This is a genomic window from Pseudomonas sp. RL_105y_Pfl2_101, assembly GCF_963970585.1.
Classification (GTDB): domain Bacteria; phylum Pseudomonadota; class Gammaproteobacteria; order Pseudomonadales; family Pseudomonadaceae; genus Aquipseudomonas.
On record NZ_CAXAPG010000006.1, the window covers coordinates 67241 to 92926 of the forward strand.

The window sequence follows — 25686 nt, forward strand, 5'->3', positions numbered from 1 at the left end:
GGATAGGCAATAAAAAGCCCCGCCTCTCGAAAGAGGGCGGGGCTTTTTAGTGGCTTGCTTTCGGGGAAGCTTACTCTTCACCCATCTGCGATTGCAGGTAATTCTCAAGACCGACTTTGTCGATCAGGCCCAATTGGGTTTCCAGCCAGTCGATGTGCTCTTCCTCGGATTCGAGGATGTCTTCCAGCAGTTCGCGGCTACCGAAGTCGCCAACGCTTTCGCAGTGGGCAATAGCGGCCTTCAGGTCAGCATGGCCGGTACGTTCGATACGCAGGTCGCACTCAAGCATCTCGCGGGTGTGTTCGCCGATGTGCAGCTTGCCCAGGTCCTGGACGTTTGGCAGGCCTTCGAGGAACAGGATGCGCTTGATCAGCTTGTCCGCGTGCTTCATCTCGTCGATGGATTCGTGATACTCATGCTTGCCCAGTTTGTTCAGGCCCCAATCCTCATACATGCGTGCATGCAGGAAGTATTGATTGATCGCGACCAGCTCATTGGCAAGGATCTTGTTGAGATGCTGGATGACTGTAATGTCGCCTTTCATGATGAGGCCTGCCCTGTAATAGCTGTGTATAGGGCTGAGTTTGAGCCGCGCATTTACGAGTGTCAAACCTAAGTTATTGAATAATAAATGAAAATTAATCGGAATAAGAATGTTTGTGTTCCGCGTCTGGACGCTAAGCATTTGATTTACAGGCATAAAAAAACCGGACGCTGGGTCCGGTTCTTTGAAAACTGTTTATTACGCGTTATTACGCGGCGCTAAATTCTACCGGGTAAGGGATCGAGGCCTGTGCCGTTTGCACTTTGGCGAGGGTTTCACGAACCACTTCCTTGGCCAGGCAGGCACATTTGCCGCATTGGCTGGCTACGCCGGTGGCATGGCGGACTTCGCGATAGCTGCAGCAACCTTCGTAGATCGCTTCGCGGATTTGCCCGTCGGTGACGCCAGTGCAGAGGCATACGTACATAAGTAAGAACCGTCGCTGGTTGTGACTCAATTGGGATGGATCTTAATGTTAACGAGAATGATTGTCAAAGTTGTTTCTCAAGGTCTTGCGCCAGAGCGTTGCCAGGCTGACGAACGGTTTATCCAGGACGGCTGATGCGGCATGCAACCGGATGGCGATTTTTTGATGCCACCGAAAAACCGTTGAAGACAGTCCAAATGCGCGGTGTATGATGGTCGGCCCTTGCAAGCGGGTTCGTGTCACAGGGCTGTCGCCTGAGGGTGACAGGCTGGCCCGGACCTTGTTCTCACGCTATTACATCAGGAGATATCCAATGAGCGTACTCGTAGGCAAACAAGCCCCAGACTTCACCGTTCCAGCCGTCCTCGGCAACGGCGAAATCGTTGATAGCTTCACCCTGTCCTCGGCCATCAAAGGCAAATACGGCCTGGTGTTCTTCTATCCACTGGACTTCACCTTCGTCTGCCCGTCCGAGCTGATCGCACTGGATCACCGCATGGATGATTTCAAGGCGCGCAACGTCGAAGTGGTCGCTGTTTCGATCGACTCGCACTTCACCCACAACGCCTGGCGCAACACCCCGATCAACAATGGCGGTATCGGTCAGGTGAAATACACCATGGCTGCCGACATGAAGCACGAAATCGCCAAGGCCTATGATGTTGAGTCCGAAGGCGGCGTAGCCTTCCGTGGCGCGTTTCTGATCGACGACAAAGGCGTTGTCCGTTCGCAGATCATCAACGACCTGCCACTGGGTCGTAACATGGAAGAACTGATCCGTCTGGTCGACGCGCTGCAATTCCACGAAGAGCACGGCGAAGTCTGCCCGGCCAACTGGAAAAAAGGCGACAAGGGCATGACCGCTTCGCCTGAAGGCGTTGCTGCTTACCTGGGCGAGCACAGCGGCAAGCTGTAAGCGCACCCTGGCATAAAAAAACCGGCCCACGATGGCCGGTTTTTTTATGGGTGTGTAGGAGCTGCCGAGTGCAACGAGGCTGCGATTTTTCCTAAGCCAGTGAGTCCTGGGTGCAAGCCTAGATCAAAAGATCGCAGCCTGCGGCACTTCCTACAGGGCAGTCCCGCCTCGCCACAGCTGCGCTCTCTTAGTCGTCGAAATCCTGCCAGCCACCCATCTCTTTCCACCGGTTGACGATGCCGCAGAACAGCTCGGCGGTCTTCTCGGTGTCGTAACGGGCCGAGTGGGCTTCACGGCCATCGAAATCGATGTCGGCTGCCTGGCAGGCCTTGGCCAGGACGGTCTGGCCGTACGCCAGACCAGCCAGGGTCGCGGTGTCGAAGCTGGAGAACGGGTGGAACGGGTTGCGCTTCATGTCCAGGCGCGCGACGGCGGCGTTGAGGAAGCCCAGGTCGAAGCTGCTGTTGTGGCCGACCAGGATCGCTCGCTTGCACCCATTGGCCTTGAGCGCCTTGCGCACGCCACGGAAGATGTCGGTCAGGGCCGTTTCTTCGCTAACCGCCATGCGCAACGGGTGATCGAGCTTGATCCCGGTGAACTCCAGGGCTGCCGCTTCGACGTTGGCGCCTTCGAACGGTTCGACACGGAAGAAATAGGTGTGGTCGGGGAACACAAAGCCTTTTTCGTCCATACCAATGGTGGTCGCGGCGATTTCCAGCAAGGCGTCGGTGGCGGAGTTGAAACCGCCGGTTTCTACGTCGACGACCACCGGCAGGTAGCCACGGAACCGAGCAGCCATGGGGTGACGGGCGCCGCCCGAACCACCGTTGCCGTCCAGTTCGTCGTCGAAATGATCTTCACTCACGCGTTTTCCTCCAGCAGGCGCCAGCGCAGTTTTTCACCGGCGCGCAGCGGGATAACAGCCAGATCGCCGAGAGGCAGGCTGGCGGGGGCGGTCCACTCATCGCGGACCAGGGTAATACGATCGGTGTTCACCGGCAGGCCGTAGAAACGGGGGCCGTGCAGGCTGGCAAAACCTTCGAGTTTGTCCAGCGCGTTGCGCTGTTCGAACGCCTCGGCGTACATCTCGATGGCGGCATAGGCGGTGTAGCAACCGGCGCAACCGCAGGCCGCTTCCTTGGCGTGCTGGGCGTGGGGTGCCGAGTCGGTGCCGAGGAAAAACTTGGCGCTGCCGCTGGTGGCGGCGTCCAGCAGGGCTTCCTGGTGAGTGTTGCGCTTGAGGATCGGCAGGCAATAGAAGTGCGGCCGGATCCCGCCCACCAGCATGTGGTTGCGGTTGTATAACAGGTGATGGGCTGTAATGGTCGCGCCGACGTTGGCCGGGGCCTCGTTGACGAACTGCACGGCGTCGCCGGTGGTGATGTGTTCGAACACCACCTTGAGGGTCGGGAAGCGCTCCACGACGCGGCGCATGTGCTCGTCGATGAAGATTTTCTCGCGGTCGAACACGTCGACGTCGCCCCGGGTGACTTCACCGTGGATCAACAACGGCATGCCGACTTCGGCCATGGCCTCCAGCGCCGGGAAGATCTTGTCGATGCTGGTGACGCCGGAATCGGAGTTGGTGGTCGCGCCGGCCGGGTACAGCTTGGCGGCGTGGATGAAGCCGCTGGCCTTGGCCTCGCGGATCTCTTCGGGCTGGGTGCGGTCGGTGAGGTACAGCACCATCAGCGGTTCGAAGCGGCTGCCAGCCGGGCGTGCGGCGAGGATGCGCTGGCGATAGCCGTCGGCCTCAGCGGCATTGCGCACTGGCGGAACCAGGTTAGGCATGATGATTGCGCGCCCGAAGGTGCGCGCGACATCGGCGACGGTATGGGTCAACACAGCACCATCGCGAAGATGAATATGCCAGTCGTCGGGACGCAGCAGGGTCAGGCGGTCGGACATTGGGGGTCTTCCAGGCGGGTCAAACTGTGGGAATGCTACCGGAAAAGACCGATTCAGGCACCCGCTATCAAGTTCTGGCGCAACTTACCGATAGCTCCTACAGGTGTGCCACGAATCCGTGCAGTGCGCCGGACAGGCGTCATGCCCACAGCATGCGTCGATCTTTGTATAAAAGTCAGTGGAGCCTCCCGTGCGCCAGCGTTATCTAGCCTTGCTCAGTGTGTTTGCCAGCCTTCCCGCCATGGCGCTCACTTTCCAGACCCGTCTGGAGAGCATTGAGTGGACGGTCGAAGGCGACAAGTTCGAGTGCCGGTTGAGCCAGCCGGTCACTGATTTTGGCAGTGGCGAATTCGTACGCCGGGCGGGCGAACAGGCTACGTTTCGCCTCAAGACCTACAACCCGATGCTTGGCGGCGGTTCGGCAACCTTGCTGGCGGCCGCCGCACCGTGGCAACCGGGGCGGGGTGATGTCAACCTGGGTTCGGTCAGGATCGGTAGCGGTGACGTACTGTTCAACAGCTCCCAGGTCCAGGCCGGTCGCTTGATCAGTGGACTGATGGAAGGTCGCAGCCCTGTGGTGCGCCGCAACACCGAGGACGGGCGGGTTTCGGAAGTACGCCTGCTGCCGGTGCATTTCAGCAAGGCGTTCAATGACTACCAAGGCTGCGTGGCGAAACTGTTGCCGAAAAATTTCGAGCAGGTGAAGCTGACACATATCGGTTTCCCCGGCGAATCGGTCGAGCTCGATGCCCAGGCCAAGGCTCAGTTGCAGGTGATGCTCGACTTCATCAAGGCCGATCCGAGCGTCAATCATGTTGAGCTTGACGGCCACTCCGACAACAGCGGCAATCGCCTGACCAACCGTGAGCTGTCACGCCGACGGGCCCTGGCGGTCCAGGACTTCTTCAAGGCCAATGGCTTCCAGGAGTCGCAGATTACCCTGCGCTTCCACGGCGAGCGTTATCCCATGGTGCGGAACAGCAATGCCGCCAACCGTGCCAAGAATCGTCGTGTGGTCGTGCGCCTGGAGCGCGTGGCGCCGACCGAAGCGCCAGCACCGCAGGCACCTGCCGTGCAGCCCGCACCCACTGCGGCGCCTACCAAGGCTCCGGCGTCCACCGCGACGCCGGCCAAGTCACCCGCCGTCACGCCCGCTGGGACGACAGCGCGAACGTCCTGAGTCGATTTTTATCGTCGCACGCTCGACATAATCTGTCGCTTCGTCGTCATAAGCTGTCGCGCCCCTGTAAATTATTTGCGTTGGACGTTAGACTTCCCGGCTTTCCGTACAACCCGTGGAGTGATGGCATGGCGGACGTAAACAAGGTCGTTCTGGCGTATTCCGGCGGCCTGGACACTTCGGTGATCCTCAAGTGGCTGCAGGACACTTATAACTGCGAAGTGGTGACCTTCACCGCTGACCTGGGGCAGGGCGAAGAAGTCGAGCCTGCACGCGCCAAGGCCCAGGCCATGGGCGTCAAAGAGATCTACATCGATGACCTGCGCGAAGAATTCGTCCGCGACTTCGTGTTCCCGATGTTCCGCGCCAACACCGTTTACGAAGGCGAGTACCTGCTGGGTACGTCCATCGCCCGTCCGTTAATCGCCAAGCGCCTGATCGAAATCGCCAACGAAACCGGCGCCGATGCCATTTCCCATGGCGCCACCGGCAAAGGCAACGACCAGGTGCGTTTCGAACTGGGTGCCTATGCCCTCAAGCCGGGCGTGAAAGTCATTGCCCCGTGGCGTGAATGGGACTTGCTGTCCCGTGAAAAACTGATGGACTACGCCGAGAAGCACGCGATTCCGATCGAGCGCCACGGCAAGAAAAAATCCCCGTACTCGATGGATGCCAACCTGCTGCACATCTCCTATGAAGGCGGCGTGCTGGAAGACACCTGGACCGAGCACGAAGAAGACATGTGGCGCTGGACCGTCTCCCCGGAGAAGGCTCCTGATACCCCGCAATACCTGGAGTTGACCTATCGCAATGGCGATATCGTCGCACTCGACGGCGTGGACATGAGCCCGGCCACCGTGCTGGCGACTCTGAACCGCATCGGTGGCGAACACGGCATCGGTCGCCTGGACATCGTCGAGAACCGCTATGTGGGCATGAAGTCCCGCGGCTGCTACGAAACCCCGGGCGGCACCATCATGCTGCGCGCCCACCGGGCGATCGAGTCGATCACCCTGGACCGCGAAGTGGCTCACCTCAAAGACGAGTTGATGCCCAAGTACGCCAGCCTGATCTACACCGGCTACTGGTGGAGCCCAGAGCGTCTGATGCTGCAACAGATGATCGACGCCTCCCAGACCAACGTGAACGGTGTCGTGCGCCTGAAGCTGTACAAGGGCAACGTGATTGTGACCGGACGCAAGTCCGACGACTCGCTGTTCGATGCCAACATCGCGACCTTCGAAGAAGACGGCGGTGCCTACAACCAGGCTGACGCGGCCGGCTTCATCAAGCTCAATGCGCTGCGCATGCGCATCGCGGCGAACAAGGGTCGCAAGCTGTTCTGACCCTGATGACGTGAAAACGGCCTGCCATGAGCAGGCCGTTTTTTTTTGCGCTTTTTTTGTGTGTGGCCTTTGCTGCGGCGCTGCCCCCGATCGCTCATTCATCCTGTCCGCGCGTTGCCTGGTCTGCGTTGCTGTAGATGATGTACACGACGATGCTGGCTTGTTTCAAATGTCTTGATCGACAGGTCTCGATCGGGCGTTTCGATTGGCTGCATACGATACAGAGGGTGTCTGGTTCGCGCCTGCGTCGATGAAAGCGTATCACCAGCAGTGCGTTGGCCTCGTCCGTCCGACCTAGCTGTCGTTTGCGTCGACAGGGCGAATCATTCATGGACTTTATGAAGTGTTTGCTCTTGCTAAAATCCGACGGTGAATACAAGGAACGATAATTGAAGTTGAGCGTTATGAAAAAAAGCAGCAGTAGATAAAAAGGAAAGCTGATCAGGAACCAGAGATAATATTCACGATCCTGATCATCCAGAAAGGGCAGGGAAATCGCTGCGGAAGTTTCGGATAAAGTTGCGAATATGGCGATGAGGGTCATGGGGTTGGTTATGGTCTTCAAAGGTTTGTTCATGGTTAATGCTCATGGAGTGTTTGTGCTCGGTGAGTGGGTTGGAAAGTAGTTGTCCATGCCAAATAAAATATTGGCGCGGTCCAGTGGCTGCCCATGTTGGATGTCAGGTGCCTGAGTGTGTTTTATATATGATTCCCCCGCCCTAAGTGAGTGGAAGGCAGTTTTAAGAGTAAATAATTCAGTTACTTTCTATGAGTGAGGAGATTTTCAAAGGGTTGGCCATAGGTGGGTGTGGCGGTGAAAGAACGCATTGTTCACAGGGTTGTCGGATTGTTAAGAAAGGTCATTCCTTCTCTGTAAAAAATCCATGACACATTTTTTCTGCGGCGATTTGTAGGAATTTTCTGTATAGCTTGTAGGTTCTGTCTCTCGGTGCAAGTGTTCAGGGGGGGGCGGCATGCCAAGGTAGAAATGACTAGGCTATTGTGCGTGCTCTAAAAATTCGAACAGCGAAGTTGGATTTGCCCATGAATAAAGTGCTGATCGTGGATGATCATCCCGTCATTCGTCTTGCTGTACGTTTGCTGATGGAGCGTCATGGTTATGAAGTCGTTGCCGAAACCGATAATGGCGTCGATGCGTTACAGTTTGCTCGCGAACTTATGCCCGATATTGTCATTCTTGATATCGGTATTCCGAAGTTGGACGGATTGGAAGTCATTGCTCGCCTGACGGCCATTCCATCACCCATGAAAGTGTTGGTGCTGACTTCCCAGGCGCCGGGACATTTTTCGATGCGTTGCATGCAGACGGGGGCGGCGGGGTATGTATGCAAGCAACAGGATCTTACCGAGTTACTGAGTGCAATAAAGGCGGTACTGTCCGGTTACAGTTACTTTCCCAACCAGGCATTGCATACGGTGCGGTCGAGTCTGGGTAATGCCAGTGAGTCGGATATGGTCGATCGACTATCAGGGCGGGAAATGATGGTCTTGCAGCAACTGGCGCGCGGAAAGACCAACAAGGAGATCGCCGATGGAATGTTCTTGAGCAACAAGACCGTCAGTACCTACAAGACGCGCCTGTTATTGAAACTCAATGCCCGTTCGCTGGTCGACCTGATCGAACTGGCGCAGCGCAATGGGTTGGTGTGAGGTTTCGGGTCACGCGTACTCAGTAAAAAGCCTCCATCAGGGAGGCTTTTACGTGTCAGAGGTCAAAGTCATAATCGGCCAGTTGCTTCTGCAGGCGACGCTCTTCCAGCAGGTTATCAATGGTGCGGCGCTTGCTCAGGTTGGTTTTCGCCACTTCCGCGACCACAGGTTCGACGTCGTCGGCCTCAGCGGCGATGAATTCGTCTTCTACATCCAGTTGTTCTTTGCCAGCACTCATGGGTTCGACTCCAGGCTAAGACTGCCATTGGCGCTCCTTATATCGATAAACCACGGGCGGGTAAAAAAGATTTTTTCAATCGAAGGATCGATAAAAGCAATGGCGCCTCAATCGTCGGAGGTCTTGTGCTTGTATTCGCATAAATCTTCGATTCGGCAGCTGCCGCAGCGAGGCTTGCGCGCCAGGCAAACGTAGCGCCCGTGAAGGATGAGCCAGTGATGGGAGTCCAGCAGGAAATCCTTGGGAACAAATTTCATCAGTTTATTCTCGACCTCCACCACGTTTTTACCGGGGGCCAGCCCGGTGCGGTTGCTGACGCGGAAAATGTGGGTGTCGACCGCCATGGTCAACTGCCGAAACGCGGTATTGAGCACGACGTTGGCGGTTTTGCGGCCGACCCCCGGAAGGGCTTCCAGCGCCTCACGAGTCTGAGGGACCTCACTGCCGTGGCGCTCGATCAGCAGGCGGCAGGTTTCGATCACGTTTTTGGCCTTACTGTTGAACAGCCCGATGGTCTTGATGTAGTCGGACAGTCCTTCGACGCCCAAGGCGTAGATCGCCTCCGGCGTATTGGCCACCGGATAAAGTTTGGCCGTGGCTTTATTGACGCCGACGTCGGTGGACTGGGCTGACAGGATGACTGCGATCAGCAACTCGAACGGCGAGGAATAGGCCAGTTCGGTTTTCGGTTCCGGGTTGTCTTCGTGAAGGCGACGAAATATTTCCAGGCGTTTTGCGGCGTTCATGGGCGCGGCGTTTCCTCAACGGATGAATGGGGTTTGGCGACCGTCCAGGCCTGCCGGGCCGCCAACAGCAGCCCGAGCAGAATGAACCCGCCTGGGGCGAGCAGGGCCAGGGGCAGGCCGCTGCCAATCAGCCCACGCATGGCACCCAGACTGATCATCAAAAGGCCAAACTGCCCGGCCAGTCTGAGGCGTCCGGGCCAGCGAGACTCAACGAAGAAACCCTCATGCTCCAGTGCTACGCAGCTCAGGGCGGTCCAGCCAACGTAAAGGCTCAACGGTCGATACAACTCCAGCGCCCAAGCCTGGGCGACAAGGCCAATGCAGGTGGTCAGGGTCGCGGCCAATACGATGGAGGCGAGCAGCCGTTGACCGACTGTCAGGCGTTGCCGGACAAGCCCCATTGCCAAGCCATGGCTGAAAAGAACCAAAGCCCAGGCCAGCCATAACCCCAGCGCGCCAACCAGCGAATCGCTCGCGCCGACCAATGGGACGAGCAGCAGGCCGTGTGTCAGCCCCCATGGCTTATTCATTCGCAGCCACCCCCATCAACTGAGCCTTGTGCTCGTCGAAGTAACGCAGCGCATCGTGAACAGCCTGGAGGACCGCCCGGGACGTCACTGTCGCGCCTGCCAGTTGATCGAACTGCCCCTGGTCCTTTTTCAAGGCCCAGCCGCTGTCATCAGGCGCCTGGCGTGATTTACCCGTGAAGGTTTGCAACCAGGCGTTCGGCCAGCCGGCAATCGCCGCGCCCAATCCGGGTGTCTCGGATTGGCGCAGGGTCTTGACGCCCAGCAACCGGCCCTGTGGATCGATGGCGACCAGCAATTCGATGCTGCCTTCATAGCCCAGCGCTTGGCTACGCAGCAGCACGGCGCTGGGTTGGCCGCTGCGAGTCGCCAGGTAGCCACCCAGCAGCGTGCTATGGGCCAGGGGCACCGAGGCTGTGACAACGGGGTGCGTCAATGGCTGGTTATCATAGTGGTCGGTGGGCAGCACCTCGAGCAAGGCCCTGTTCGCCAGCGTTTGCTGCTGGGCCTCGATGCGCCCGGCCGTGCCGAGGTGGGTGAGGTAAGTGGCACCGATACCCAGGCCGATCAACAAGGTCAGGATTGCGACGCCGAGGGGATTGTTCATGTCAGTGGCCGCCGTTGTCGCGCTTCGGCAAACCGGTCCAGCGCCGGCACGCCGAGGTTCATCAACAACACCGCGAATGCCACGCCGTCCGGGTAGCCACCCCAGGTGCGTATCAGATAGACCAGCAATCCCATGCCCGCGCCAAACAGCAGGCGAGCGAGAGGCACCTTGGCACCCGAGACCGGTTCGGTCGCGATAAAAAACGCGCCGAGCATGGTTGCGCCGCTGAACAGATGAAACAGCGGCGAGCCATGGGAGTCCGAACCCGAACCGTTCCAACACAGCAGGCTGGCGATGGACAGGCTCACCAGCATGCCCACGGGTGCATGCCAACTGAACACCCGTTGTTGCAGCAGAAACAGACCGCCCGCCAGGAAGGCCAGGTTGACCCATTCGACACCCCGGCCACCGAAACGCCCGAACGCCGGATTGTCGGCGAACAGTTCATCGACGGTCAGGTTCGTGTTGATTCGCAGGCTGTCCAGTGCGGTCGCCCCGGCCCAGGCGTCGGGCTCCGGATGAACGCCGAATACCTGCTGCAGGCCTTCAGACAGGCCCATGCCATGGAGGGCCGGCCAGTGGCTCATCTGGGACGGAAACGCCACCAGTACCAGGGCATACCCGAGCATCGCCGGGTTGAACGGGTTGCTGCCGACGCCGCCCCACAGGTGCTTGCCCAACAGCAAGGCGCAGGCGGCCGCCGTGACGGTCAGCCACCAGGGGCAATAGGCCGGCAGGGCCAGAGCCAGCAGCGTGGCGCTGACCAGGGCGCTGCCATCGTTCAGGTCGGGCTTGAATGGTCGGCGTCGCAGACGCAGCACCAACGCTTCGACTGCTAGCGCCGTAACGCCGGACAACAGCAGGTTGAGCGCCACGCCCCAGCCATGGAACCACAGCAACGCCAACACGCCGGGCAGCGTCGCCAGCAACACTCGCATCATTGCTTGGCGCAACCGGTCGTCCATGGGCTCAAGAGGCGGCATGGGCGTCCACCTGGCGTTCGGCATCCGTCACCGCTTGTTCCAATGCCTGCAGTTGTTCATCCGATGCCGTAGCTGCCCGGGCTTTGCTGAGTTCAGCGCGACGCATCGCCAGTTGGATCTTGGCCCGCTTCAGCTCGGCGCTTTGCGTCGGTGCAGGGGCTGGCGCGGTCGCGGGTATGGCATTTTCCAGTTGGCTCAGGGCCTGCTCGGCCGCTTCGAACTGGCGTTGCAGCACGATCAGTTGCGATTGCTGCTCGAAGGTTGGCGGGTGGCCGAACGCTTTCAAGGATTTGTTCAACTGCGCCCGGCTCATGGCCAGGTCGACCTTGGCTTTTTTCAAGGCGGCATCGGCCGTGGCGTTTTTTTGCGCACGCACGCGCTCCAGTGCCGCTTGTACGGGGTCGAGTGCCGGGTCCTGGGTTTGAGCCTGGGCCTGCGCTGCTCGTTGGGTTCGAGCCAGGCGTTCAGCCTGGCGCTGCTCTTCTTCGCGGCGCAGGCGGACATTGCGTTGTTCGAAGCGGCGCCGGGCATGATTGCGCTTGGCGGTTCGCGCCTGCTGTTCTTCGGCGCTGAAGGCCAGGTCGCCGACGATCGGCAGCACGTTTGCCGTCGGCAGCGGGTGCATTTCAATGCAATCGACCGGGCAGGGCGCCACGCACAGATCGCAGCCTGTGCATTCGTCGATGAGGACGGTGTGCATCAGCTTGGCGGCGCCGATAATCGCATCCACCGGACAGGCCTGGATGCATTTGGTGCAGCCGATGCATTCGGCTTCACGGATAAAAGCGATTTGCGCTGGGGCCACGCCGCGGCTGGTGTCCAGCTCCAGCACCGGTATTTTCATCAGCTCGGCCAGGGCGGCGATGGTTTCGCGGCCCCCGGGCGGACATTTATTGATCGGCTCGCCCTGGGCGATGCCTTCGGCGTAGGGCTTACACCCGGGATGGCCGCACTTGCCACATTGGGTCTGCGGCAGCAGGGCGTCGATACGTTGAATCAGGCTCATGTTTTGACCAGCCCGCGCAATCCGAGAAAGGCCACCGCCATCAGTCCGGCGCTGATCAACTGAATCGGCAGGCCCCGAAAGGGCAAGGGAATATCATTATTAAAGGTGCGCTGGCGCAGATCGTCGAACAGGCTCAGCACCAGCCAGAACCCCAGCCCGGCACCCAGACTCAGGGCAATGGCATGGCTCAGGCCTCGCTCATCCTGGCCGTTGAGCAGCGTGACGCTCAGTATGCCGGCATTACCCAGCAACAGCGGCCACAACCCCTCGAACGACATTGCCGGCCGCCAGCGTGCCAGCAGGCGCAGCAAGGGGCCAATTAGCAAAACACTCAAGGACAGCCAGGCCAACAGGCGCAGCGAGACCAGGTTTGTCGGCGCCAACAGCCCATGATCGATCAGATAGCCCAGGGTGCCAACGATCAGCATCAGGCATGCCGTCGCCAGCCCCAAGGCGTGTACCTGCGTCCTGCCATTGGCCGCCAGCAGCGGATTGACGCCCAGCGGCCAGTGCAACACCAGGTTGTTGATCAGGGCAGCGCTGAACAGCGTGAGGACGATTTCGGTCATGGGCGTGTTGGCGACAAAGGGCCTGTTACAAGATTAGGCATTATCTGGCACGCCGGGGGCGTGGGCCAGATATGAAAATCCCACAGTCACCTGCAAGGCAACTGTGGGATCGGTGCCGCAAGCGCTCGTGTTACTTGATCCGCTGGCCCGGCTTGGCACCGCTGTCAGGGCTCAAGAGGTAGATTTCCTCGCCGCCAGGGCCTGCCGCCATCACCATGCCTTCGGAGATACCAAAGCGCATTTTTCGCGGCTTGAGGTTGGCGATCATCATCGTCAACCGACCTTCGAGCTTGGCCGGGTCCGGGTAGGCACTCTTGATGCCGGAGAACACGTTGCGTTGTTCGTCGCCAATGTCCAGGGTCAGGCGCAGCAGCTTGTCGGCGCCTTCGACGGCCTCGGCCTTGACGATCAGCGCCACACGCAGGTCAACGGCGGCAAAGGCGTCGAATTCGATTTCCGGCGACAGCGGGTCCTTGGCCAGTTCGCCGTTCCCGGCAGGCGCGCCGGTGTCGGTCTGGCTGGCGGCCAGGTCTTCCTTGGAGGCGTCGGTCATGGCTTGCACCTTGGTGGCGTCGATACGGGTCATCAACGGCTTGAACGCGTTCAACTGATGGTTGCTCAGCAGCGTCTGATGATCATTCCAGGTCAGCGGCGCGACGTTGAGGAACGCCTCGGCATCGGCGGCCAGCAGCGGCAGCACCGGCTTGAGGAAAATCACCAGTTGGCGGAACAGGTTGATGCCCAGGGCGCAGATCGCCTGGACTTCGTCCTGTTTGCCTTCCTGCTTGGCCAGGGACCAGGGCGCCTTGTCGGCGATCCAGGCATTGGCGCGGTCGGCCAGGGCCATGATTTCGCGCATGGCACGGGCAAAGTCGCGGGACTCGTAGGCCTCGGCGATGCTTGGCGCCGCCGCCAGGAAGGCGTCGGTCAGTTCCGGCGCGGCGTTGCCAGCGACCAGGACTCCGGCGTTGCCCTTGTGGATGAAGCCGGCGCAACGGCTGGCAATGTTGACGACCTTGCCCACCAGGTCGGAGTTGACCTTCTGTACGAAGTCTTCGAGGTTCAGGTCCAGGTCGTCGACGCCGCGGCCGAGCTTGGCCGCGTAGTAGTAGCGTAGGTATTCCGGGGACAGGTGGTCCAGGTAGGTCCGGGCCTTGATGAAGGTGCCGCGGGACTTGGACATTTTCTGGCCGTTGACGGTCAGGTAGCCGTGGACATTGATGCCGGTCGGTTTACGGAAGCCGGCACCTTCGAGCATGGCGGGCCAGAACAGCGCGTGGAAGTTGACGATGTCCTTGCCGATGAAGTGATACAGCTCGGCGCTGGAGTCCTTGCTCCAGAACGCGTCGAAGTCCAGCTCCGGCGTGCGGTCGCACAGGTTCTTGAAACTCGCCATGTAGCCGATCGGGGCGTCCAGCCACACATAGAAATACTTGCCGGGTTCGTCGGGGATCTCGAAGCCGAAGTACGGCGCATCGCGGGAAATGTCCCACTGTTGCAGGCCGGCATCGAGCCATTCGGCGATCTTGTTGGCGACGGCGTCCTGCAGGGTGCCGCTGCGGGTCCAGGCTTGCAGCATCTGCTGGAAGTCCGGCAGCTTGAAGAAGAAGTGCTGGGAGTCCTTGAGCACCGGTGTCGCCCCGGAAATCGCCGATTTCGGGTCCTTCAGGTCGGTCGGTGCGTAGGTGGCGCCGCATTTTTCGCAGTTATCGCCGTACTGGTCTTCAGTGCCGCATTTCGGGCAGGTGCCCTTGATGAAGCGGTCGGCCAGGAACATTTTCTTTTCCGGGTCGAAATACTGGGTGATCGAACGGGTGGCGATGTGTCCGGCGTCACGCAGTTTCAGGTAGATCTGGCTCGACAGCTCACGGTTTTCTTCGGCGTGAGTGGAGTGGAAGTTGTCGAAGTCCACCAGGAACTCGGCAAAGTCGGCGCTGTGTTCAGCCTGGACGTTGGCGATCAGTTGTTCCGGGGTGATGCCTTCCTTTTCTGCGCGCAGCATGATGGCCGAACCGTGGGCGTCGTCGGCGCAGACATAAATGCATTGATTGCCGCGATGCTTCTGGAAGCGCACCCACATATCGGTCTGGATGTACTCCAGCATATGGCCGAGGTGAATCGAACCATTGGCATAGGGCAGGGCGCTGGTGACGAGGATCTTGCGTGGCTCGGACATGGGGCTCGGCTACTTGATGAAACGGAGGTCGGCCACTATAAAGCGCTGGGAAATATATTTCACCCTGCCGGCCTGTTTCCCACCGAATCCGTGGCGAGGGAGCTTGCTCCCGCTGGGCCCTGTAGGAGCTGGCGAAGCCTGCGATCTTTTGATCTTTGATCTTTCGCTTGGGATTCAATTGGCTGGGGAAAGATCGCAGCCTCGTTGCACTCGACAGCTCCACAGCTTCTACAGGGTCGAGCGGGGGCAAGCTCCCTCGTCACAAGAGGGTTCGTCGCCCTTAATCGGGTCGCCACGCGGGAGCGCGCGGCGTAGGATAGCGGCCTGTTTTCAAGTCTTGCTATCGGAGTTGCCCATGAGCGCCGTCAATCGCGCAGCGGTAGAAACCGTCCTTCGCCAGTACACCGACCCTTACCTGAACCAGGACCCGGTCAGCGCCGGATGCGTGCGCGCCATCGACATCCAGGGCGATCGCGTCAGTGTCCAGTTGGAAATCGGCTACGCCGCCGACCTGTTCAAGAGCGGCTGGGCGCAGATGCTGCAAATGGCGATCGAGGCCCTGGACGGGGTGAGCGCCGCCAAAGTCGACATTACCTGTGTGATCGCCGCTCACAAGGCTCAGGCTCAGGTCCCGGGGCTGGCGAACGTCAAGAACGTGATCGCTGTGGCCTCGGGCAAGGGCGGCGTGGGCAAGTCCACTACCGCGGCCAACCTGGCCCTGGCGCTGGCCCGTGAAGGGGCGAAGGTCGGGATTCTCGATGCCGACATTTACGGTCCGAGCCAGGGCATCATGTTCGGTGTTGCCGAGGGCACCCGGCCGCAGGTCAAGGACCAGAAGTGGTTCGTGCCGATCCAGTCCCATGGCGTGGAGGTCATGTCCATGGCCTTCCTGACCGACGACAACACGCCGATGGTCTGGCGTGGGCCGATGGTTTCCGGTGCCTTGCTGCAACTGGTCACGCAAACCGCGTGGGGCGACCTGGATTACCTGGTGATCGACATGCCACCGGGCACCGGCGATATCCAACTGACCCTGGCGCAGAAAGTCCCGGTGGCCGGTGCGGTGATCGTTACCACGCCTCAAGACCTGGCCTTGCTGGACGCGCGCAAGGGTGTGGAGATGTTCCGCAAGGTCAACATCCCGGTGTTGGGCGTGGTGGAGAACATGGCCGTGCACATCTGCTCGAACTGCGGGCATGCCGAGCACTTGTTCGGCGAAGGCGGCGGGGAAAAACTGGCGAGCCAATACGGCGTCGAATTGCTGGCTTCGCTGCCGCTGTCGATGCTGATCCGCGAACAGGCCGATGGCGGCAAGCCGACGGTCATCGCTGAACCGGACAGCCAGATCGCCATGGTCTATCAGGAATTGGCCCGCCACGTGGGCGCGCGGATCGTGTTGCAAGAGGCTGCGTCACCGGCGATGCCGAACATCACTATGAGCGACGATTGATCGACTGAACTGCAATTCCATGTGGGAGCAAGCCTGTGCTCCCACATTTGTTATGCGCTGGGTTTAGATCCGCAACCCGCCATCCATCTCCAGGATCCGACCGGTGTAATAGTCGTTCTCGAAAATATACGCCGCCGAATGAGCAATCTCCTCAGGTTTGCCCATGCGCTTGAGCGGGATCCCCGAGGTCATTTTTTCCAGGGCCTCGGGCTTCATGCCCAGGGTCATCTCGGTTTCGATGAAACCCGGTGCGATGCCGGCGACACGGATGCCGTAGCGTGCCAGTTCCTTGGCCCAGGTCACGGTGGCAGCGGCTACACCGGCCTTGGCCGCCGAGTAGTTAGTCTGGCCGACGTTGCCGGCGCGGGAGATCGACGAGATATTGATGATGGCGCCGCTGTTCTTCAGCTCGACCATTTTCGCCGCCACTTCACGGGTGCACAGGAATACACCGGTGAGGTTGACGTCGATCACGGCCTGCCACTGGGCCAGGCTCATCTTGGTCATTTCGCCGTCCTTGACCTTGAGCAGCAGGCCGTCACGCAGGATCCCGGCGTTGTTGATCAGGCCGTGGATCGCGCCGAAGTCCTCGGCGACCCGGGCGACCATGTCGCTGACCTGCTCCTCACTGGCAACGTTGCACAGGTACGCCTGGGCTTCGACGCCCTTGGCTACACACGCAGCAACCGCCTGGTCGAGTTTTTCCTGGTTGAGGTCCACCAGGGCGAGCTTCGCACCTTTGCCCGCGAGATACTCGGCCATGGAGCGGCCCAGGCCCTGGCAACCGCCGGTGATAATGATTACTTTGTCAGTGAGTTGCATGCTCATGTCCAGGTGGCGCAGCGGTGGAGGGGGACCTTTTGGGAGGTCTCTCGATTTGCAACGGTGTAGCCCGACTGCACGCGAGAACTGTCCCATAGGCGTACCGGAACATTACTCCAGTCTCCTGACCGTTTTCTAGACGAATTTCATAAAAGGAGTCATAAATTGAGCGTTGAAGCTGACAAGCACGCCCGGGAACTGCTGCTCAAGGAGTACCGTGGAGTGCTCGCCACTCATTCCAAATCCATGCCTGGCTTCCCGTTCGGCTCCGTGGTGCCCTATTGCCTGGACGAACAAGGCCGACCACTGATCCTGATCAGCCGTATCGCCCAGCACACTCATAATCTGCAAAAAGACCCTAAGTGTTCGATGCTGGTGGGCGAGCGGGGCGCCGAGGATGTACAAGCCGTGGGGCGCCTGACCTACCTGGCCGAGGCCCGCCAACTCGAAGACAGTACCGCCATCGAGGCTGCCGCCGAGCGTTACTACCGCTATTTCCCTGATTCGCAGAACTACCACAAGGCCCATGATTTCGATTTCTGGGTGCTCGACCCGGTGCGTCATCGCTACATTGGCGGCTTTGGCGCTATCCACTGGATCGACCAGCTCACCCTGGCCAATCCTTTCGCCAACAAAGCCGAAACCAGCATGATCGAGCACATGAATGCCGATCACGCCAAGGCCATTGCCCATTACGTGGAGCTGGCCGGCCTGCCGAAAAGCGAACCGGCGCAATTGGTGGGCATCGACAGCGAAGGCATGCACCTGCGTATAGGCCAAGGCCTGTACTGGCTGGCTTTTCCGACGCCTTGCAACACCCCGACACAAGTGCGCGAAGCCTTGGTTTATCTGGCTCACGCCGAGCAATGGCCGAAAAATGCCGAGCTCGACGCTTGAATTCACGAAAGGGCGACGTCATTTAGGGTTTCATAGCAAGGCATTCTTGCGTTGAGGAACCATTTGATGCGCCCTTTTTTGTTGCTCTTTCTGCTGTTCCCGGTGTTGGAGCTGTTCGTATTCGTCAAGGTCAGCGGTGCGATCGGGTTTTTCCCGGCGCTGCTGCTGGTCATTCTCGGCTCGATGCTCGGCGTGCTCGTGCTGCGCATTGCCGGCCTGGCCACGGCGTTGCGTGCCCGTGAAAGCCTGAACCGTGGCGAGCTGCCCGCCCAGACCATGCTCGAAGGCCTGATGCTGGCCCTGGGTGGCGGCCTGTTGATCCTTCCAGGTTTTATCAGCGACGTGCTGGGCCTGGTCATGCTGTTGCCGTTCACCCGTCGGTTGCTGGCCAATAAAATGCGCCAGCGCGCCGAAGAGCAGGCGATGCGTCAGCGCGCCTTCGCCGATGACCTCCAGCCCCGCGGCGGTCCGGCCCCGCGCGAGCCTTTGGGCCGCGAGCCCAACGTGATCGAAGGCGAATTCGAACACCGCGACTCCAAGTAAAATCCTCACCACGGCGCCATCGGGCGCCGTGTTCGTTTTGGCTGCGTGAAGTAAAAAAAATTCTACCCCCACCCTTGTAATTCACTTGTACGCCCTTATGTAACGGTCACCGCAAGGTTTCCGGTGGCGACACCGGACAGACTTCTGCGGTTCGACTGACGAACCGCACCCGGCTCTGCCGGCTTTGTTAAACCCGCCGGGACTACACCGGCCGATGAAAACCAAAAATTAGGAGAGATCGACAATGAAGCTTCGTCCTCTGCATGACCGCGTCGTCATCCGTCGCAGCGAAGAAGAGAAGAAAACCGCTGGCGGTATCGTCCTGCCAGGTTCGGCTGCTGAAAAAGCCAACCACGGTGAAGTTCTCGCTGTAGGCCCAGGCAAGGCACTGGAAAACGGTGAAGTGCGTGCACTGGCCGTGAAAGTGGGTGACAAGGTTGTGTTCGGCCCTTACTCCGGCAGCAACACAGTGAAAGTCGACGGCGAAGACCTGCTGGTGATGAGCGAGAACGAAATCCTCGCTGTCCTGGAAGGCTGATTCCCCCGCTCATTTTCCCGTTACTACAAAGTATTTAAGGATTATCGATCATGGCTGCTAAAGAAGTTAAATTCGGCGATTCCGCCCGCAAGAAAATGCTCGCCGGTGTCAACGTCCTGGCTGACGCAGTAAAAGCGACCCTGGGCCCTAAAGGTCGTAACGTGATCATCGAGAAGAGCTTCGGCGCTCCGACCATCACCAAGGACGGCGTTTCCGTAGCCAAAGAAATCGAGCTGAAAGACCGTTTCGAAAACATGGGCGCGCAGCTGGTCAAAGACGTTGCCTCCCGTGCCAACGACGACGCCGGTGACGGCACCACCACCGCGACCGTTCTGGCTCAATCGATCGTCAACGAAGGCCTCAAGGCTGTCGCTGCCGGCATGAACCCGATGGACCTCAAGCGCGGCATCGACAAGGCGACCATCGCCATCGTCAAAGAGCTTAAAGCCCTGTCCAAGCCATGCGCTGACACCAAGGCCATCGCTCAGGTCGGCACCATCTCGGCCAACTCCGACAACTCCATCGGCGACATCATTGCCGAAGCCATGGAAAAAGTCGGTAAAGAAGGCGTGATCACCGTTGAAGAAGGCTCGGGCCTGGAAAACGAACTGTCGGTTGTAGAAGGCATGCAGTTCGACCGTGGCTACCTGTCGCCGTACTTCGTCAACAAGCCGGACACCATGGTTGCCGAGCTTGAGAGCCCGCTGATCCTGCTGGTCGACAAAAAAATCTCCAACATCCGCGAAATGCTGCCAGTGCTGGAAGCCGTTGCCAAAGCCGGCCGCCCACTGCTGATCGTGGCTGAAGACGTTGAAGGCGAAGCCCTGGCGACCCTGGTCGTGAACAACATGCGTGGCATCGTTAAAGTCGCTGCCGTCAAGGCACCAGGCTTCGGCGACCGTCGCAAGGCCATGCTGCAGGACATCGCCGTACTGACCGGCGGTACCGTTATCTCCGAAGAGATCGGCCTGAGCCTGGAAAGCACCACCCTGGAGCACCTGGGTAACGCCAAGCGCGTGATCCTGTCCAAGGAAAACACCACCGTCATCGACGGTGCCGGCGTCGAGTCTGATATCCAGGCTCGCGTGACTCAGATCCGCGCACAAGTGGCCGAGACTTCGTCCGACTACGACCGTGAAAAACTGCAAGAGCGCCTGGCCAAGCTGTCTGGCGGCGTTGCAGTGATCAAGGTTGGCGCTGGTTCCGAAGTTGAAATGAAAGAGAAGAAAGCCCGCGTTGAAGACGCCCTGCACGCTACCCGCGCAGCCGTCGAAGAAGGCGTGGTACCTGGCGGTGGCGTGGCACTGGTTCGTGCCCTGCAAGCCATCAGCGAACTCAAAGGCGACAACGATGACCAGAACGTGGGCATCCAGTTGCTGCGTCGTGCTGTTGAAGCACCGCTGCGCCAGATCGTTGCAAACTCCGGCGACGAGCCAAGCGTTGTGGTCGACAAGGTCAAGCAGGGTTCGGGTAACTACGGTTACAACGCTGCTACCGGCGAATACGGCGACATGATCGAAATGGGTATCCTGGACCCAGCCAAAGTGACTCGTTCGGCTCTGCAAGCGGCTTCGTCGATTGCCAGCCTGATGATCACCACCGAGGCGATGATCGCTGAAATCAAGGAAGACGCTCCAGCTGGCGGCGGTATGCCAGACATGGGCGGCATGGGTGGCATGGGCGGCATGATGTAAGCCAGCCTTACCCCTGTAGCGAAAAACCCCGCCTGCGAAAGCAAGCGGGGTTTTTTTTGCCTTGGGTTTATCCCAGCATTGAGCTGGACCCAACTGCCACAGGGTTTGTCCGGGGCGCTTTTCAGGCGTCGACGGGCTGGCTCAATGCTACGCGATCAGCCATGACGGCCGGTCGGTACAGGATGTAGTAGTAACACCCCAGGCAGATCAGCCAACAGAACACCGCCGTCCACACATTGTGGGAAAAGAAGTGCGCCCCTTGCATCATCCGACCCACGGAGAAGACTGTTCCCAAAGTAAAAGCGAATACTAGGACCTGACGGGCCAGGCGCGGGCGGCGGTCGCGCAGGACGAAGAACAGCGCAAACAGCGTGAACCCGGTGGCGGCGTGACCGCCGGGCCAGCATCGACCGGGTTTGTTCGTGGCCGGACGTGGGCTCAGCAGCTCGCTATAGGTTTCCTTGCCGCCGAATTCTTTCAGGCTCCAGGGGCATTGCACCGCCGTCACCGCTTTCATCGGCGTGACGAAGGACGTCGCCAGTGCCAGGGACAGCACCAGGCAACCGAGTTCGCGCTTGAACGGTTTGAGCCGGGTGATGAAGAACGAGCTGATGAGTCCCACGACCGCCAGCACGGAGAATACGATAACCACCTGTTTGGCTCGATCGTGCAGGATGTCTTCCAGAAAAAAACTGTGCCGACCGATGAATCCACCCGACATCGGGTCGTAAAACAGCTTGGCCACGTCCATGTCCAGCGTGGTCAACTCCAGCAACACCAGCGTCGCTGCGACAACGGCAGGCAGGCCCAGGGCAACCCAGAAATTCAGGGGTCTGGAAGCAGGGCGGATGGCGGTGGAGACCATGGCAGTACCTTTGGTGGAGGTTTTCGTAAGCAACGCGTCGCGCAGTCTGGTCTGCGTTGCGTCGGGGCGGTGTGAATGTTGGGTGAAAAACTCGTCAATGCCCGCACAGTCTTGCTCCTGGGCTCACTCAACCTTTGTGGGCGCTTGCTCGCGAAAGCGTCGATCCAGCATTGATGCCGGCTGACCCACCGCTATCGCGAGCAAGCTCGCGCCTACAGCCGATACAATCCTAGCCGTAAGCCAGACTTGGCCGTAAGCTGCGCGGGCCAAGATGGCCGTTAACTGTGTACGCAGAGGTGCCCATGCGAATTTTATTGGTCGAAGACAACCGAGACATCCTGGCCAACCTGGCCGATTACCTGGGGCTCAAGGGCTACACCGTCGATTGTGCCCAGGACGGTTTGTCGGGGTTGCACCTGGCCGCGACCGAACACTACGACCTGATCGTGCTCGACATCATGCTGCCGGGCATCGACGGCTACACCTTGTGCAAGCGCCTGCGCGAAGACGCCCGGCGTGATACGCCGGTGATCATGCTCACCGCCCGGGATCAGTTGGACGATCGTCTGCAGGGCTTCAAGTCCGGGGCCGATGACTACCTGATCAAACCGTTTGCCCTGTCGGAGCTGGCGGCGCGGATCGAAGCCGTCATGCGTCGGGCCCAGGGCGGTGGCCGCCGAGCCTTGCAGGTCGGCGACCTGAGCTACGACCTCGATACCCTGGAAGTGACGCGTGAAGGCAAGCTGCTCAAGCTCAACCCTGTAGGCCTCAAGCTGCTGGCGGTACTGATGCAGAAAAGTCCTCACGTGCTGCGTCGAGAAATCCTCGAAGAAGCGTTGTGGGGCGATGATTGCCCGGACAGCGACAGCCTGCGCAGCCACGTCCATCAACTGCGCCAGGTAATCGACAAGCCGTTCGACAAACCGTTATTGCACACCGTACATGGCGTCGGCTATCGCTTGGCCGAGGGTCGGGATGGAGTTTAAGCAGAGCCTCGCCCAACGGATCATCATCGCCTTTGCGCTGATGAGCGCATTGGTGGCTGGCGCTTTCGCCATGGGTATCGTAGCGACGGTCCACTTGGTTGAAGAGAAACTGATTTCTGCCGGGCTTGGCGGCGATCTGCAACGCTTGCTGTTGATGGACAGTGTCTCGGACTGGAACCATCGCCCGGAACCCGACCAATTGTTTTATTTCAGCGGTGGTCCAGGTGACTTCGAGTTGCCCAAGGACCTGCGCCATCTGGAGCGTGGTTTCCACGAAGTGTTTCGCGATCAGTTGTCGTATCACGCCATGGTCGAGATCGTTGACGGTCGGCATTACGTGTTGCTGCAGGACCAGAGCGACTTCGAAGAGCGCGAGCGGGTGCTGTTCGCCGTGGTGCTGGTGGGCTTTGTGCTCAGCCTGGCACTGGCGGTATTTTTAGGCTGGGTCCTGGCACGCCGGGTGATAGCGCCGGTGGTTCGCCTGGCCCGGCAAGTGCGCCATCGCGATCAGCTCCTGGGTTTGGCTCCGCCGCTGGCCCCGGATTATGCTGCCGATGAAGTCGGTGAACTGGCCGTGGCATTCGACGCAACACTGGGGCGCTTGCGCCAGGCCCTGAGCCGTGAACGACTGTTCACCAGCGACGTGAGTCACGAGTTGCGCACGCCCTTGATGGTCCTGGCGACTTCTTGCGAACTGCTGCTGGAAAACCCAGCACTGGACCCGCGCGGCCGCACGCAGGTCGAGCGTATCAATCGGGCCAGTGAAGAAATGCGCGAACTGGTGCAAACCTTCCTGATGCTCGCCAGGGCCCAGCGCGAAGACAACGGCATGTCGCCTCGGCTGAGCCTTGCACCGGTGGCTGAAAATCTCCTCGGGGTGTGGCGCGACCCCATCGAATCCAAAGGCTTGACGCTGATCTTCGAACCGGGGGAAACCCTCGACACCCTGTATAACGCCACGTTCCTGACCGCCGTCATGGGCAACCTGCTGCGAAATGCCTTGCACTACACCGACCGGGGGTTCATCCGTCTCTCGTTGTCTGCTACCGGCTTCGTGGTCGAGGACAGCGGCGTAGGCATCCCGGAGGAGAAGCGCGAGGCGATGTTCGAGCCATTCGTGCGCGGCAACGAAAAGCGCGGCGAGGGGCTGGGGTTGGGGCTGTCACTGGTGCAACGGATTTGCGAGAACCAGGGCTGGACGGTGAGTCTCAGCACGATGGAGCCCAATGGTTGCCGTTTCGAGGTGGAGCTGAATCCGAAGGCATGATCGCTCAGGTTGGAAAAATCCTGTAAAGACTCGGTCATTTACATGACAAAGTTTTCACAACGAGATGACCTGACCCTGACATGTGGATTCATAAGGTGGGAGCTATTCACTCATGGAGGCTCCCATCGATGCCCGACCCTATCAAACTCGATTTCTCCGAAAAGTACGATGAGCAGCATGCCCAGAGGTACTTCGATAAACATCGAAGCAGCTTGAGTCGCCGTCTTTCCAACCGGCGAGACCAGCAACTGGCACGACGCGCATTGGCACTCGTGGGTGATCCAGGCTTGGTGTTGGATTTGCCGTGCGGTGCCGGGCGCTTCTGGCCCTTGTTGGCCGAAAAACTGAACCGGGTCATCATTGGCGCGGACAATTCCGAGGCCATGCTCAAGACCGCAATGGAGGCTCAACCGGCCGATGTTGTGAAACGGGTACAACCCTTGCACACTTCTGCGTTCGACATCGCCTTGCCTGATAACGCCGTCGACAGCATTTTTTGCATGCGCCTGTTGCACCACATTGGTGAACCCGCGCATCGACGGGCGATTCTTAGGGAATTCCAGCGTGTCAGCCGCGACAGCGTGATCGTTTCGTTGTGGGTCGATGGCAATTTCAAGGCCTGGAAGCGCAAGCGCCAGGAACGCACTCGTGGGCAAAAAGGCTACCAGAATCGATTTGTGTTACCGGTGGCTACAATAGAGGAGGAGTTTCGGCAGGCAGGGTTTCGCATTCAGGAACGACTGGATTTTCTACCGCTCTATGCCATGTGGCGAGTTTATGTATTACGCAAGAGGTAAAGGCATGGGTGTGCAGGCAGTAGAGGGATCAACGGTTTTCCCCGGTGACTTTGAACATTTCTGGAGTCAGCAGGGTGAGTGGGTGGAAGAGCCCAATGTACGTCGCGGCGGTGAAAGCGGCGTACAACGTATCAAGAGCAAGGACGGCAAACTGCTTTATGCCAAGCGTCAGACCGGACATATTTATCGCAGCTGGTTGCACCCATTCGGTAGACCGACGGTGCTGCGCGAGCAAGACGCACTTCTGGCGTTGACCCGATTGGGTGTTCGCGTCCCCCAGCTCATTTTCTGTAGCGCCCAGCGGGACCCGGTTCACAAGTGGCGTGCGCTGCTGGTGACCCAGGCACTGGAAGGATTTGAAGAGATCGAGCACTGGTATGCCGGGGGAGGGCGCGAGCGCCATGGCGAAGCCGTGCATGATCAAATCCTCCTGGCGCTGGCTGAAAACCTGGCGCGCATGCACAAGGGCCGTTGGCAACATGGCTGTATCTACATCAAACATGTCTTTGTACGCGTGACCGGGGAAGGCGAGGCGGCCAAGGCCGAAGTGGCTTTGCTCGATTTTGAGAAGTGTCGCCAGCGCCTGACCGCCCAGCGTGCAGCCTCCCATGACCTGAAGCAGTTGCGGCGCCACTCGTCGTTTAGCGACGTTGACTGGAAAAAACTCGTCTACTTTTACGAGGCGGCGTTTGGCAGCGCTATCAAAGGTTTATAGCGATGAAATTAGAAATTGCTAGAGGTTTGTTTTTAGTTGGAGCCCTGGCAGTTGCATCGATGGCGGTGGCTGTGTGGGAGCAGCCACGCTCGCAGATCCTCAGTGCGTCCAGTGCGGGGGCGCATTGTCCCCTGCCGCGCGTGGCCAAGGCCAGCGAGGCGATCCGACCGGACGATGATCTGCTGCTGTTCATGTTCAGCCTGTCCCAAGGGATGAGGCCGCAGAGTTGAGCGACATGAAGCCAAGATAAAGGCCTCGCTTGTGCGAG

The 25686-nt window shown here is 59.5% G+C and carries 28 protein-coding genes and 1 pseudogene; 14 read left to right on the forward strand and 15 right to left on the reverse strand.

The features are described from left to right. Nucleotides 1-70 precede the first annotated feature (70 nt). Entirely contained in the window at nt 71-544 is a 474-nt protein-coding gene (gene bfr / locus AACY31_RS09435) for a bacterioferritin (protein WP_003178701.1), read from the reverse strand. Between the two features lie 208 nt (nt 545-752). Beyond that, entirely contained in the window at nt 753-971 is a 219-nt protein-coding gene (locus AACY31_RS09440; RefSeq protein ID WP_339475443.1) for a bacterioferritin-associated ferredoxin, read from the reverse strand. A 313-nt stretch (nt 972-1284) separates the two neighbouring features. Between AACY31_RS09440 and AACY31_RS09445 the strand changes: the two genes are divergently transcribed. Beyond that, entirely contained in the window at nt 1285-1887 is a 603-nt protein-coding gene (locus AACY31_RS09445) for a peroxiredoxin (protein WP_339475442.1), read from the forward strand. 187 nt (nt 1888-2074) lie between these two features. Here AACY31_RS09445 and rnt read toward each other — a convergent pair whose 3' ends face one another. Both rnt and pyrC read right to left on the reverse strand, forming a co-directional pair. After that, a complete protein-coding gene (gene rnt / locus AACY31_RS09450) occupies nt 2075-2752 on the reverse strand; it encodes a ribonuclease T (RefSeq protein WP_003204947.1) in 678 nt (225 codons plus the stop codon). Then, complete coding sequence (gene pyrC / locus AACY31_RS09455; RefSeq protein ID WP_339475439.1) at nt 2749-3795, reverse strand: dihydroorotase; 1047 nt, start codon at nt 3793-3795, stop codon at nt 2749-2751. Before pyrC ends, rnt begins: the two co-directional genes overlap by 4 nt. A gap of 190 nt (nt 3796-3985) precedes the next feature. On the opposite strand from pyrC, the gene AACY31_RS09460 reads away from it, so the two are divergent. Both AACY31_RS09460 and AACY31_RS09465 read left to right on the forward strand, forming a co-directional pair. Then, nucleotides 3986-4975, forward strand: coding sequence for a flagellar protein MotY (locus AACY31_RS09460; protein ID WP_339475436.1), 990 nt, complete (start codon nt 3986-3988; stop codon nt 4973-4975). Nucleotides 4976-5103: 128 nt separating this feature from the next. Continuing rightward, a complete protein-coding gene (locus AACY31_RS09465) occupies nt 5104-6321 on the forward strand; it encodes an argininosuccinate synthase (protein WP_339475434.1) in 1218 nt (405 codons plus the stop codon). 319 nt (nt 6322-6640) lie between these two features. On the opposite strand, the pseudogene AACY31_RS09470 reads toward AACY31_RS09465, so the two are convergent. Further along, a pseudogene (locus AACY31_RS09470) lies at nt 6641-6898 on the reverse strand (hypothetical protein); the annotation flags it as partial. Nucleotides 6899-7365: 467 nt separating this feature from the next. Between AACY31_RS09470 and AACY31_RS09475 the strand changes: the two are divergent. Continuing rightward, the gene (locus AACY31_RS09475; protein WP_003204939.1) at nt 7366-7992 is read left to right on the forward strand and encodes a response regulator transcription factor; all 627 of its coding nucleotides are present in this window, start codon (nt 7366-7368) and stop codon (nt 7990-7992) included. 55 nt (nt 7993-8047) lie between these two features. Here the strand turns inward: AACY31_RS09475 and AACY31_RS09480 are convergent, their stop codons facing one another. The 8 genes from AACY31_RS09480 to metG form a co-directional block, all read right to left on the reverse strand. Then, nucleotides 8048-8230 (reverse strand): PA3496 family putative envelope integrity protein, encoded by a 183-nt coding sequence (locus AACY31_RS09480; protein ID WP_339475430.1) that lies wholly within the window; start codon nt 8228-8230, stop codon nt 8048-8050. 107 nt (nt 8231-8337) lie between these two features. Beyond that, nucleotides 8338-8976 carry an endonuclease III gene (gene nth, locus AACY31_RS09485; protein WP_339475428.1) on the reverse strand — a complete coding sequence of 213 codons (639 nt, stop codon included), beginning with the start codon at nt 8974-8976 and terminating at the stop codon, nt 8338-8340. Further along, a complete protein-coding gene (locus AACY31_RS09490; RefSeq protein WP_339475426.1) occupies nt 8973-9506 on the reverse strand; it encodes an Rnf-Nqr domain containing protein in 534 nt (177 codons plus the stop codon). The genes nth and AACY31_RS09490 overlap by 4 nt, the downstream gene beginning before the upstream one ends. After that, nucleotides 9499-10110 (reverse strand): RnfABCDGE type electron transport complex subunit G, encoded by a 612-nt coding sequence (locus AACY31_RS09495; RefSeq protein WP_339491634.1) that lies wholly within the window; start codon nt 10108-10110, stop codon nt 9499-9501. Before AACY31_RS09495 ends, AACY31_RS09490 begins: the two co-directional genes overlap by 8 nt. Continuing rightward, nucleotides 10107-11093: an RnfABCDGE type electron transport complex subunit D gene (locus AACY31_RS09500; RefSeq protein ID WP_339475421.1), complete on the reverse strand. Its 987-nt coding sequence runs from the start codon at nt 11091-11093 to the stop codon at nt 10107-10109. Before AACY31_RS09500 ends, AACY31_RS09495 begins: the two co-directional genes overlap by 4 nt. After that, a complete protein-coding gene (gene rsxB, locus AACY31_RS09505; protein ID WP_339504368.1) occupies nt 11080-12099 on the reverse strand; it encodes an electron transport complex subunit RsxB in 1020 nt (339 codons plus the stop codon). Before rsxB ends, AACY31_RS09500 begins: the two co-directional genes overlap by 14 nt. Beyond that, on the reverse strand, nt 12096-12668 hold the full coding sequence (locus AACY31_RS09510; protein ID WP_339475415.1) for an Rnf-Nqr domain containing protein: 573 nt from the start codon (nt 12666-12668) through the stop codon (nt 12096-12098). The genes rsxB and AACY31_RS09510 overlap by 4 nt, the downstream gene beginning before the upstream one ends. 130 nt (nt 12669-12798) lie before the next feature. Then, entirely contained in the window at nt 12799-14844 is a 2046-nt protein-coding gene (gene metG / locus AACY31_RS09515; RefSeq protein WP_339475412.1) for a methionine--tRNA ligase, read from the reverse strand. A gap of 355 nt (nt 14845-15199) precedes the next feature. On the opposite strand from metG, the gene apbC reads away from it, so the two are divergent. After that, entirely contained in the window at nt 15200-16294 is a 1095-nt protein-coding gene (gene apbC, locus AACY31_RS09520) for an iron-sulfur cluster carrier protein ApbC (RefSeq protein WP_339475409.1), read from the forward strand. A gap of 63 nt (nt 16295-16357) precedes the next feature. Here apbC and AACY31_RS09525 read toward each other — a convergent pair whose 3' ends face one another. Then, complete coding sequence (locus AACY31_RS09525; RefSeq protein ID WP_339475405.1) at nt 16358-17116, reverse strand: SDR family oxidoreductase; 759 nt, start codon at nt 17114-17116, stop codon at nt 16358-16360. Between the two features lie 165 nt (nt 17117-17281). Here AACY31_RS09525 and AACY31_RS09530 point away from each other — a divergent pair, with 165 nt between their 5' ends. From AACY31_RS09530 to groL, 4 genes are all read left to right on the forward strand, one after another. Continuing rightward, nucleotides 17282-18013 (forward strand): HugZ family pyridoxamine 5'-phosphate oxidase, encoded by a 732-nt coding sequence (locus tag AACY31_RS09530; RefSeq protein ID WP_339475402.1) that lies wholly within the window; start codon nt 17282-17284, stop codon nt 18011-18013. A 66-nt stretch (nt 18014-18079) separates the two neighbouring features. Next, the gene (locus tag AACY31_RS09535) at nt 18080-18556 is read left to right on the forward strand and encodes an FxsA family protein (RefSeq protein WP_339475399.1); all 477 of its coding nucleotides are present in this window, start codon (nt 18080-18082) and stop codon (nt 18554-18556) included. Nucleotides 18557-18800: 244 nt separating this feature from the next. Beyond that, complete coding sequence (locus AACY31_RS09540; RefSeq protein ID WP_003204913.1) at nt 18801-19094, forward strand: co-chaperone GroES; 294 nt, start codon at nt 18801-18803, stop codon at nt 19092-19094. Nucleotides 19095-19144: 50 nt separating this feature from the next. Beyond that, nucleotides 19145-20788: a chaperonin GroEL gene (gene groL / locus AACY31_RS09545; RefSeq protein WP_339475396.1), complete on the forward strand. Its 1644-nt coding sequence runs from the start codon at nt 19145-19147 to the stop codon at nt 20786-20788. Nucleotides 20789-20909: 121 nt separating this feature from the next. Here groL and AACY31_RS09550 read toward each other — a convergent pair whose 3' ends face one another. Further along, nucleotides 20910-21653 carry a phosphatase PAP2 family protein gene (locus tag AACY31_RS09550; RefSeq protein ID WP_339475394.1) on the reverse strand — a complete coding sequence of 248 codons (744 nt, stop codon included), beginning with the start codon at nt 21651-21653 and terminating at the stop codon, nt 20910-20912. A gap of 302 nt (nt 21654-21955) precedes the next feature. Between AACY31_RS09550 and colR the strand changes: the two genes are divergently transcribed. From colR to AACY31_RS09575, 5 genes are all read left to right on the forward strand, one after another. Beyond that, nucleotides 21956-22639, forward strand: coding sequence for a two-component system response regulator ColR (gene colR / locus AACY31_RS09555; protein ID WP_025215158.1), 684 nt, complete (start codon nt 21956-21958; stop codon nt 22637-22639). After that, nucleotides 22629-23906 (forward strand): sensor histidine kinase, encoded by a 1278-nt coding sequence (locus AACY31_RS09560; protein ID WP_339504369.1) that lies wholly within the window; start codon nt 22629-22631, stop codon nt 23904-23906. The genes colR and AACY31_RS09560 overlap by 11 nt, the downstream gene beginning before the upstream one ends. A gap of 128 nt (nt 23907-24034) precedes the next feature. Then, nucleotides 24035-24703, forward strand: a complete 669-nt coding sequence (locus AACY31_RS09565) for a class I SAM-dependent methyltransferase (RefSeq protein ID WP_339475713.1) — start codon at nt 24035-24037, stop codon at nt 24701-24703. Nucleotides 24704-24707: 4 nt separating this feature from the next. Beyond that, entirely contained in the window at nt 24708-25418 is a 711-nt protein-coding gene (locus AACY31_RS09570) for a lipopolysaccharide kinase InaA family protein (RefSeq protein WP_339475390.1), read from the forward strand. Nucleotides 25419-25420: 2 nt separating this feature from the next. After that, nucleotides 25421-25648, forward strand: coding sequence for a hypothetical protein (locus AACY31_RS09575; RefSeq protein WP_072408671.1), 228 nt, complete (start codon nt 25421-25423; stop codon nt 25646-25648). Nucleotides 25649-25686 lie beyond the last annotated feature (38 nt).

Coding starts and splice junctions, on each gene's coding strand:
- bfr (WP_003178701.1), bottom strand. CDS start 544: ATGAAAGGCGACATTACAGTCATCCAGCATCTCAACAAGATCCTTGCC.
- AACY31_RS09440 (WP_339475443.1), bottom strand. CDS start 971: ATGTACGTATGCCTCTGCACTGGCGTCACCGACGGGCAAATCCGCGAA.
- AACY31_RS09445 (WP_339475442.1), top strand. CDS start 1,285: ATGAGCGTACTCGTAGGCAAACAAGCCCCAGACTTCACCGTTCCAGCC.
- pyrC (WP_339475439.1), bottom strand. CDS start 3,795: ATGTCCGACCGCCTGACCCTGCTGCGTCCCGACGACTGGCATATTCAT.
- AACY31_RS09465 (WP_339475434.1), top strand. CDS start 5,104: ATGGCGGACGTAAACAAGGTCGTTCTGGCGTATTCCGGCGGCCTGGAC.
- AACY31_RS09475 (WP_003204939.1), top strand. CDS start 7,366: ATGAATAAAGTGCTGATCGTGGATGATCATCCCGTCATTCGTCTTGCT.
- AACY31_RS09480 (WP_339475430.1), bottom strand. CDS start 8,230: ATGAGTGCTGGCAAAGAACAACTGGATGTAGAAGACGAATTCATCGCC.
- nth (WP_339475428.1), bottom strand. CDS start 8,976: ATGAACGCCGCAAAACGCCTGGAAATATTTCGTCGCCTTCACGAAGAC.
- AACY31_RS09490 (WP_339475426.1), bottom strand. CDS start 9,506: ATGAATAAGCCATGGGGGCTGACACACGGCCTGCTGCTCGTCCCATTG.
- AACY31_RS09495 (WP_339491634.1), bottom strand. CDS start 10,110: ATGAACAATCCCCTCGGCGTCGCAATCCTGACCTTGTTGATCGGCCTG.
- AACY31_RS09500 (WP_339475421.1), bottom strand. CDS start 11,093: ATGCCGCCTCTTGAGCCCATGGACGACCGGTTGCGCCAAGCAATGATG.
- rsxB (WP_339504368.1), bottom strand. CDS start 12,099: ATGAGCCTGATTCAACGTATCGACGCCCTGCTGCCGCAGACCCAATGT.
- AACY31_RS09510 (WP_339475415.1), bottom strand. CDS start 12,668: ATGACCGAAATCGTCCTCACGCTGTTCAGCGCTGCCCTGATCAACAAC.
- metG (WP_339475412.1), bottom strand. CDS start 14,844: ATGTCCGAGCCACGCAAGATCCTCGTCACCAGCGCCCTGCCCTATGCC.
- apbC (WP_339475409.1), top strand. CDS start 15,200: ATGAGCGCCGTCAATCGCGCAGCGGTAGAAACCGTCCTTCGCCAGTAC.
- AACY31_RS09525 (WP_339475405.1), bottom strand. CDS start 17,116: ATGCAACTCACTGACAAAGTAATCATTATCACCGGCGGTTGCCAGGGC.
- AACY31_RS09535 (WP_339475399.1), top strand. CDS start 18,080: ATGCGCCCTTTTTTGTTGCTCTTTCTGCTGTTCCCGGTGTTGGAGCTG.
- AACY31_RS09540 (WP_003204913.1), top strand. CDS start 18,801: ATGAAGCTTCGTCCTCTGCATGACCGCGTCGTCATCCGTCGCAGCGAA.
- groL (WP_339475396.1), top strand. CDS start 19,145: ATGGCTGCTAAAGAAGTTAAATTCGGCGATTCCGCCCGCAAGAAAATG.
- AACY31_RS09550 (WP_339475394.1), bottom strand. CDS start 21,653: ATGGTCTCCACCGCCATCCGCCCTGCTTCCAGACCCCTGAATTTCTGG.
- colR (WP_025215158.1), top strand. CDS start 21,956: ATGCGAATTTTATTGGTCGAAGACAACCGAGACATCCTGGCCAACCTG.
- AACY31_RS09560 (WP_339504369.1), top strand. CDS start 22,629: ATGGAGTTTAAGCAGAGCCTCGCCCAACGGATCATCATCGCCTTTGCG.
- AACY31_RS09565 (WP_339475713.1), top strand. CDS start 24,035: ATGCCCGACCCTATCAAACTCGATTTCTCCGAAAAGTACGATGAGCAG.
- AACY31_RS09570 (WP_339475390.1), top strand. CDS start 24,708: ATGGGTGTGCAGGCAGTAGAGGGATCAACGGTTTTCCCCGGTGACTTT.
- AACY31_RS09575 (WP_072408671.1), top strand. CDS start 25,421: ATGAAATTAGAAATTGCTAGAGGTTTGTTTTTAGTTGGAGCCCTGGCA.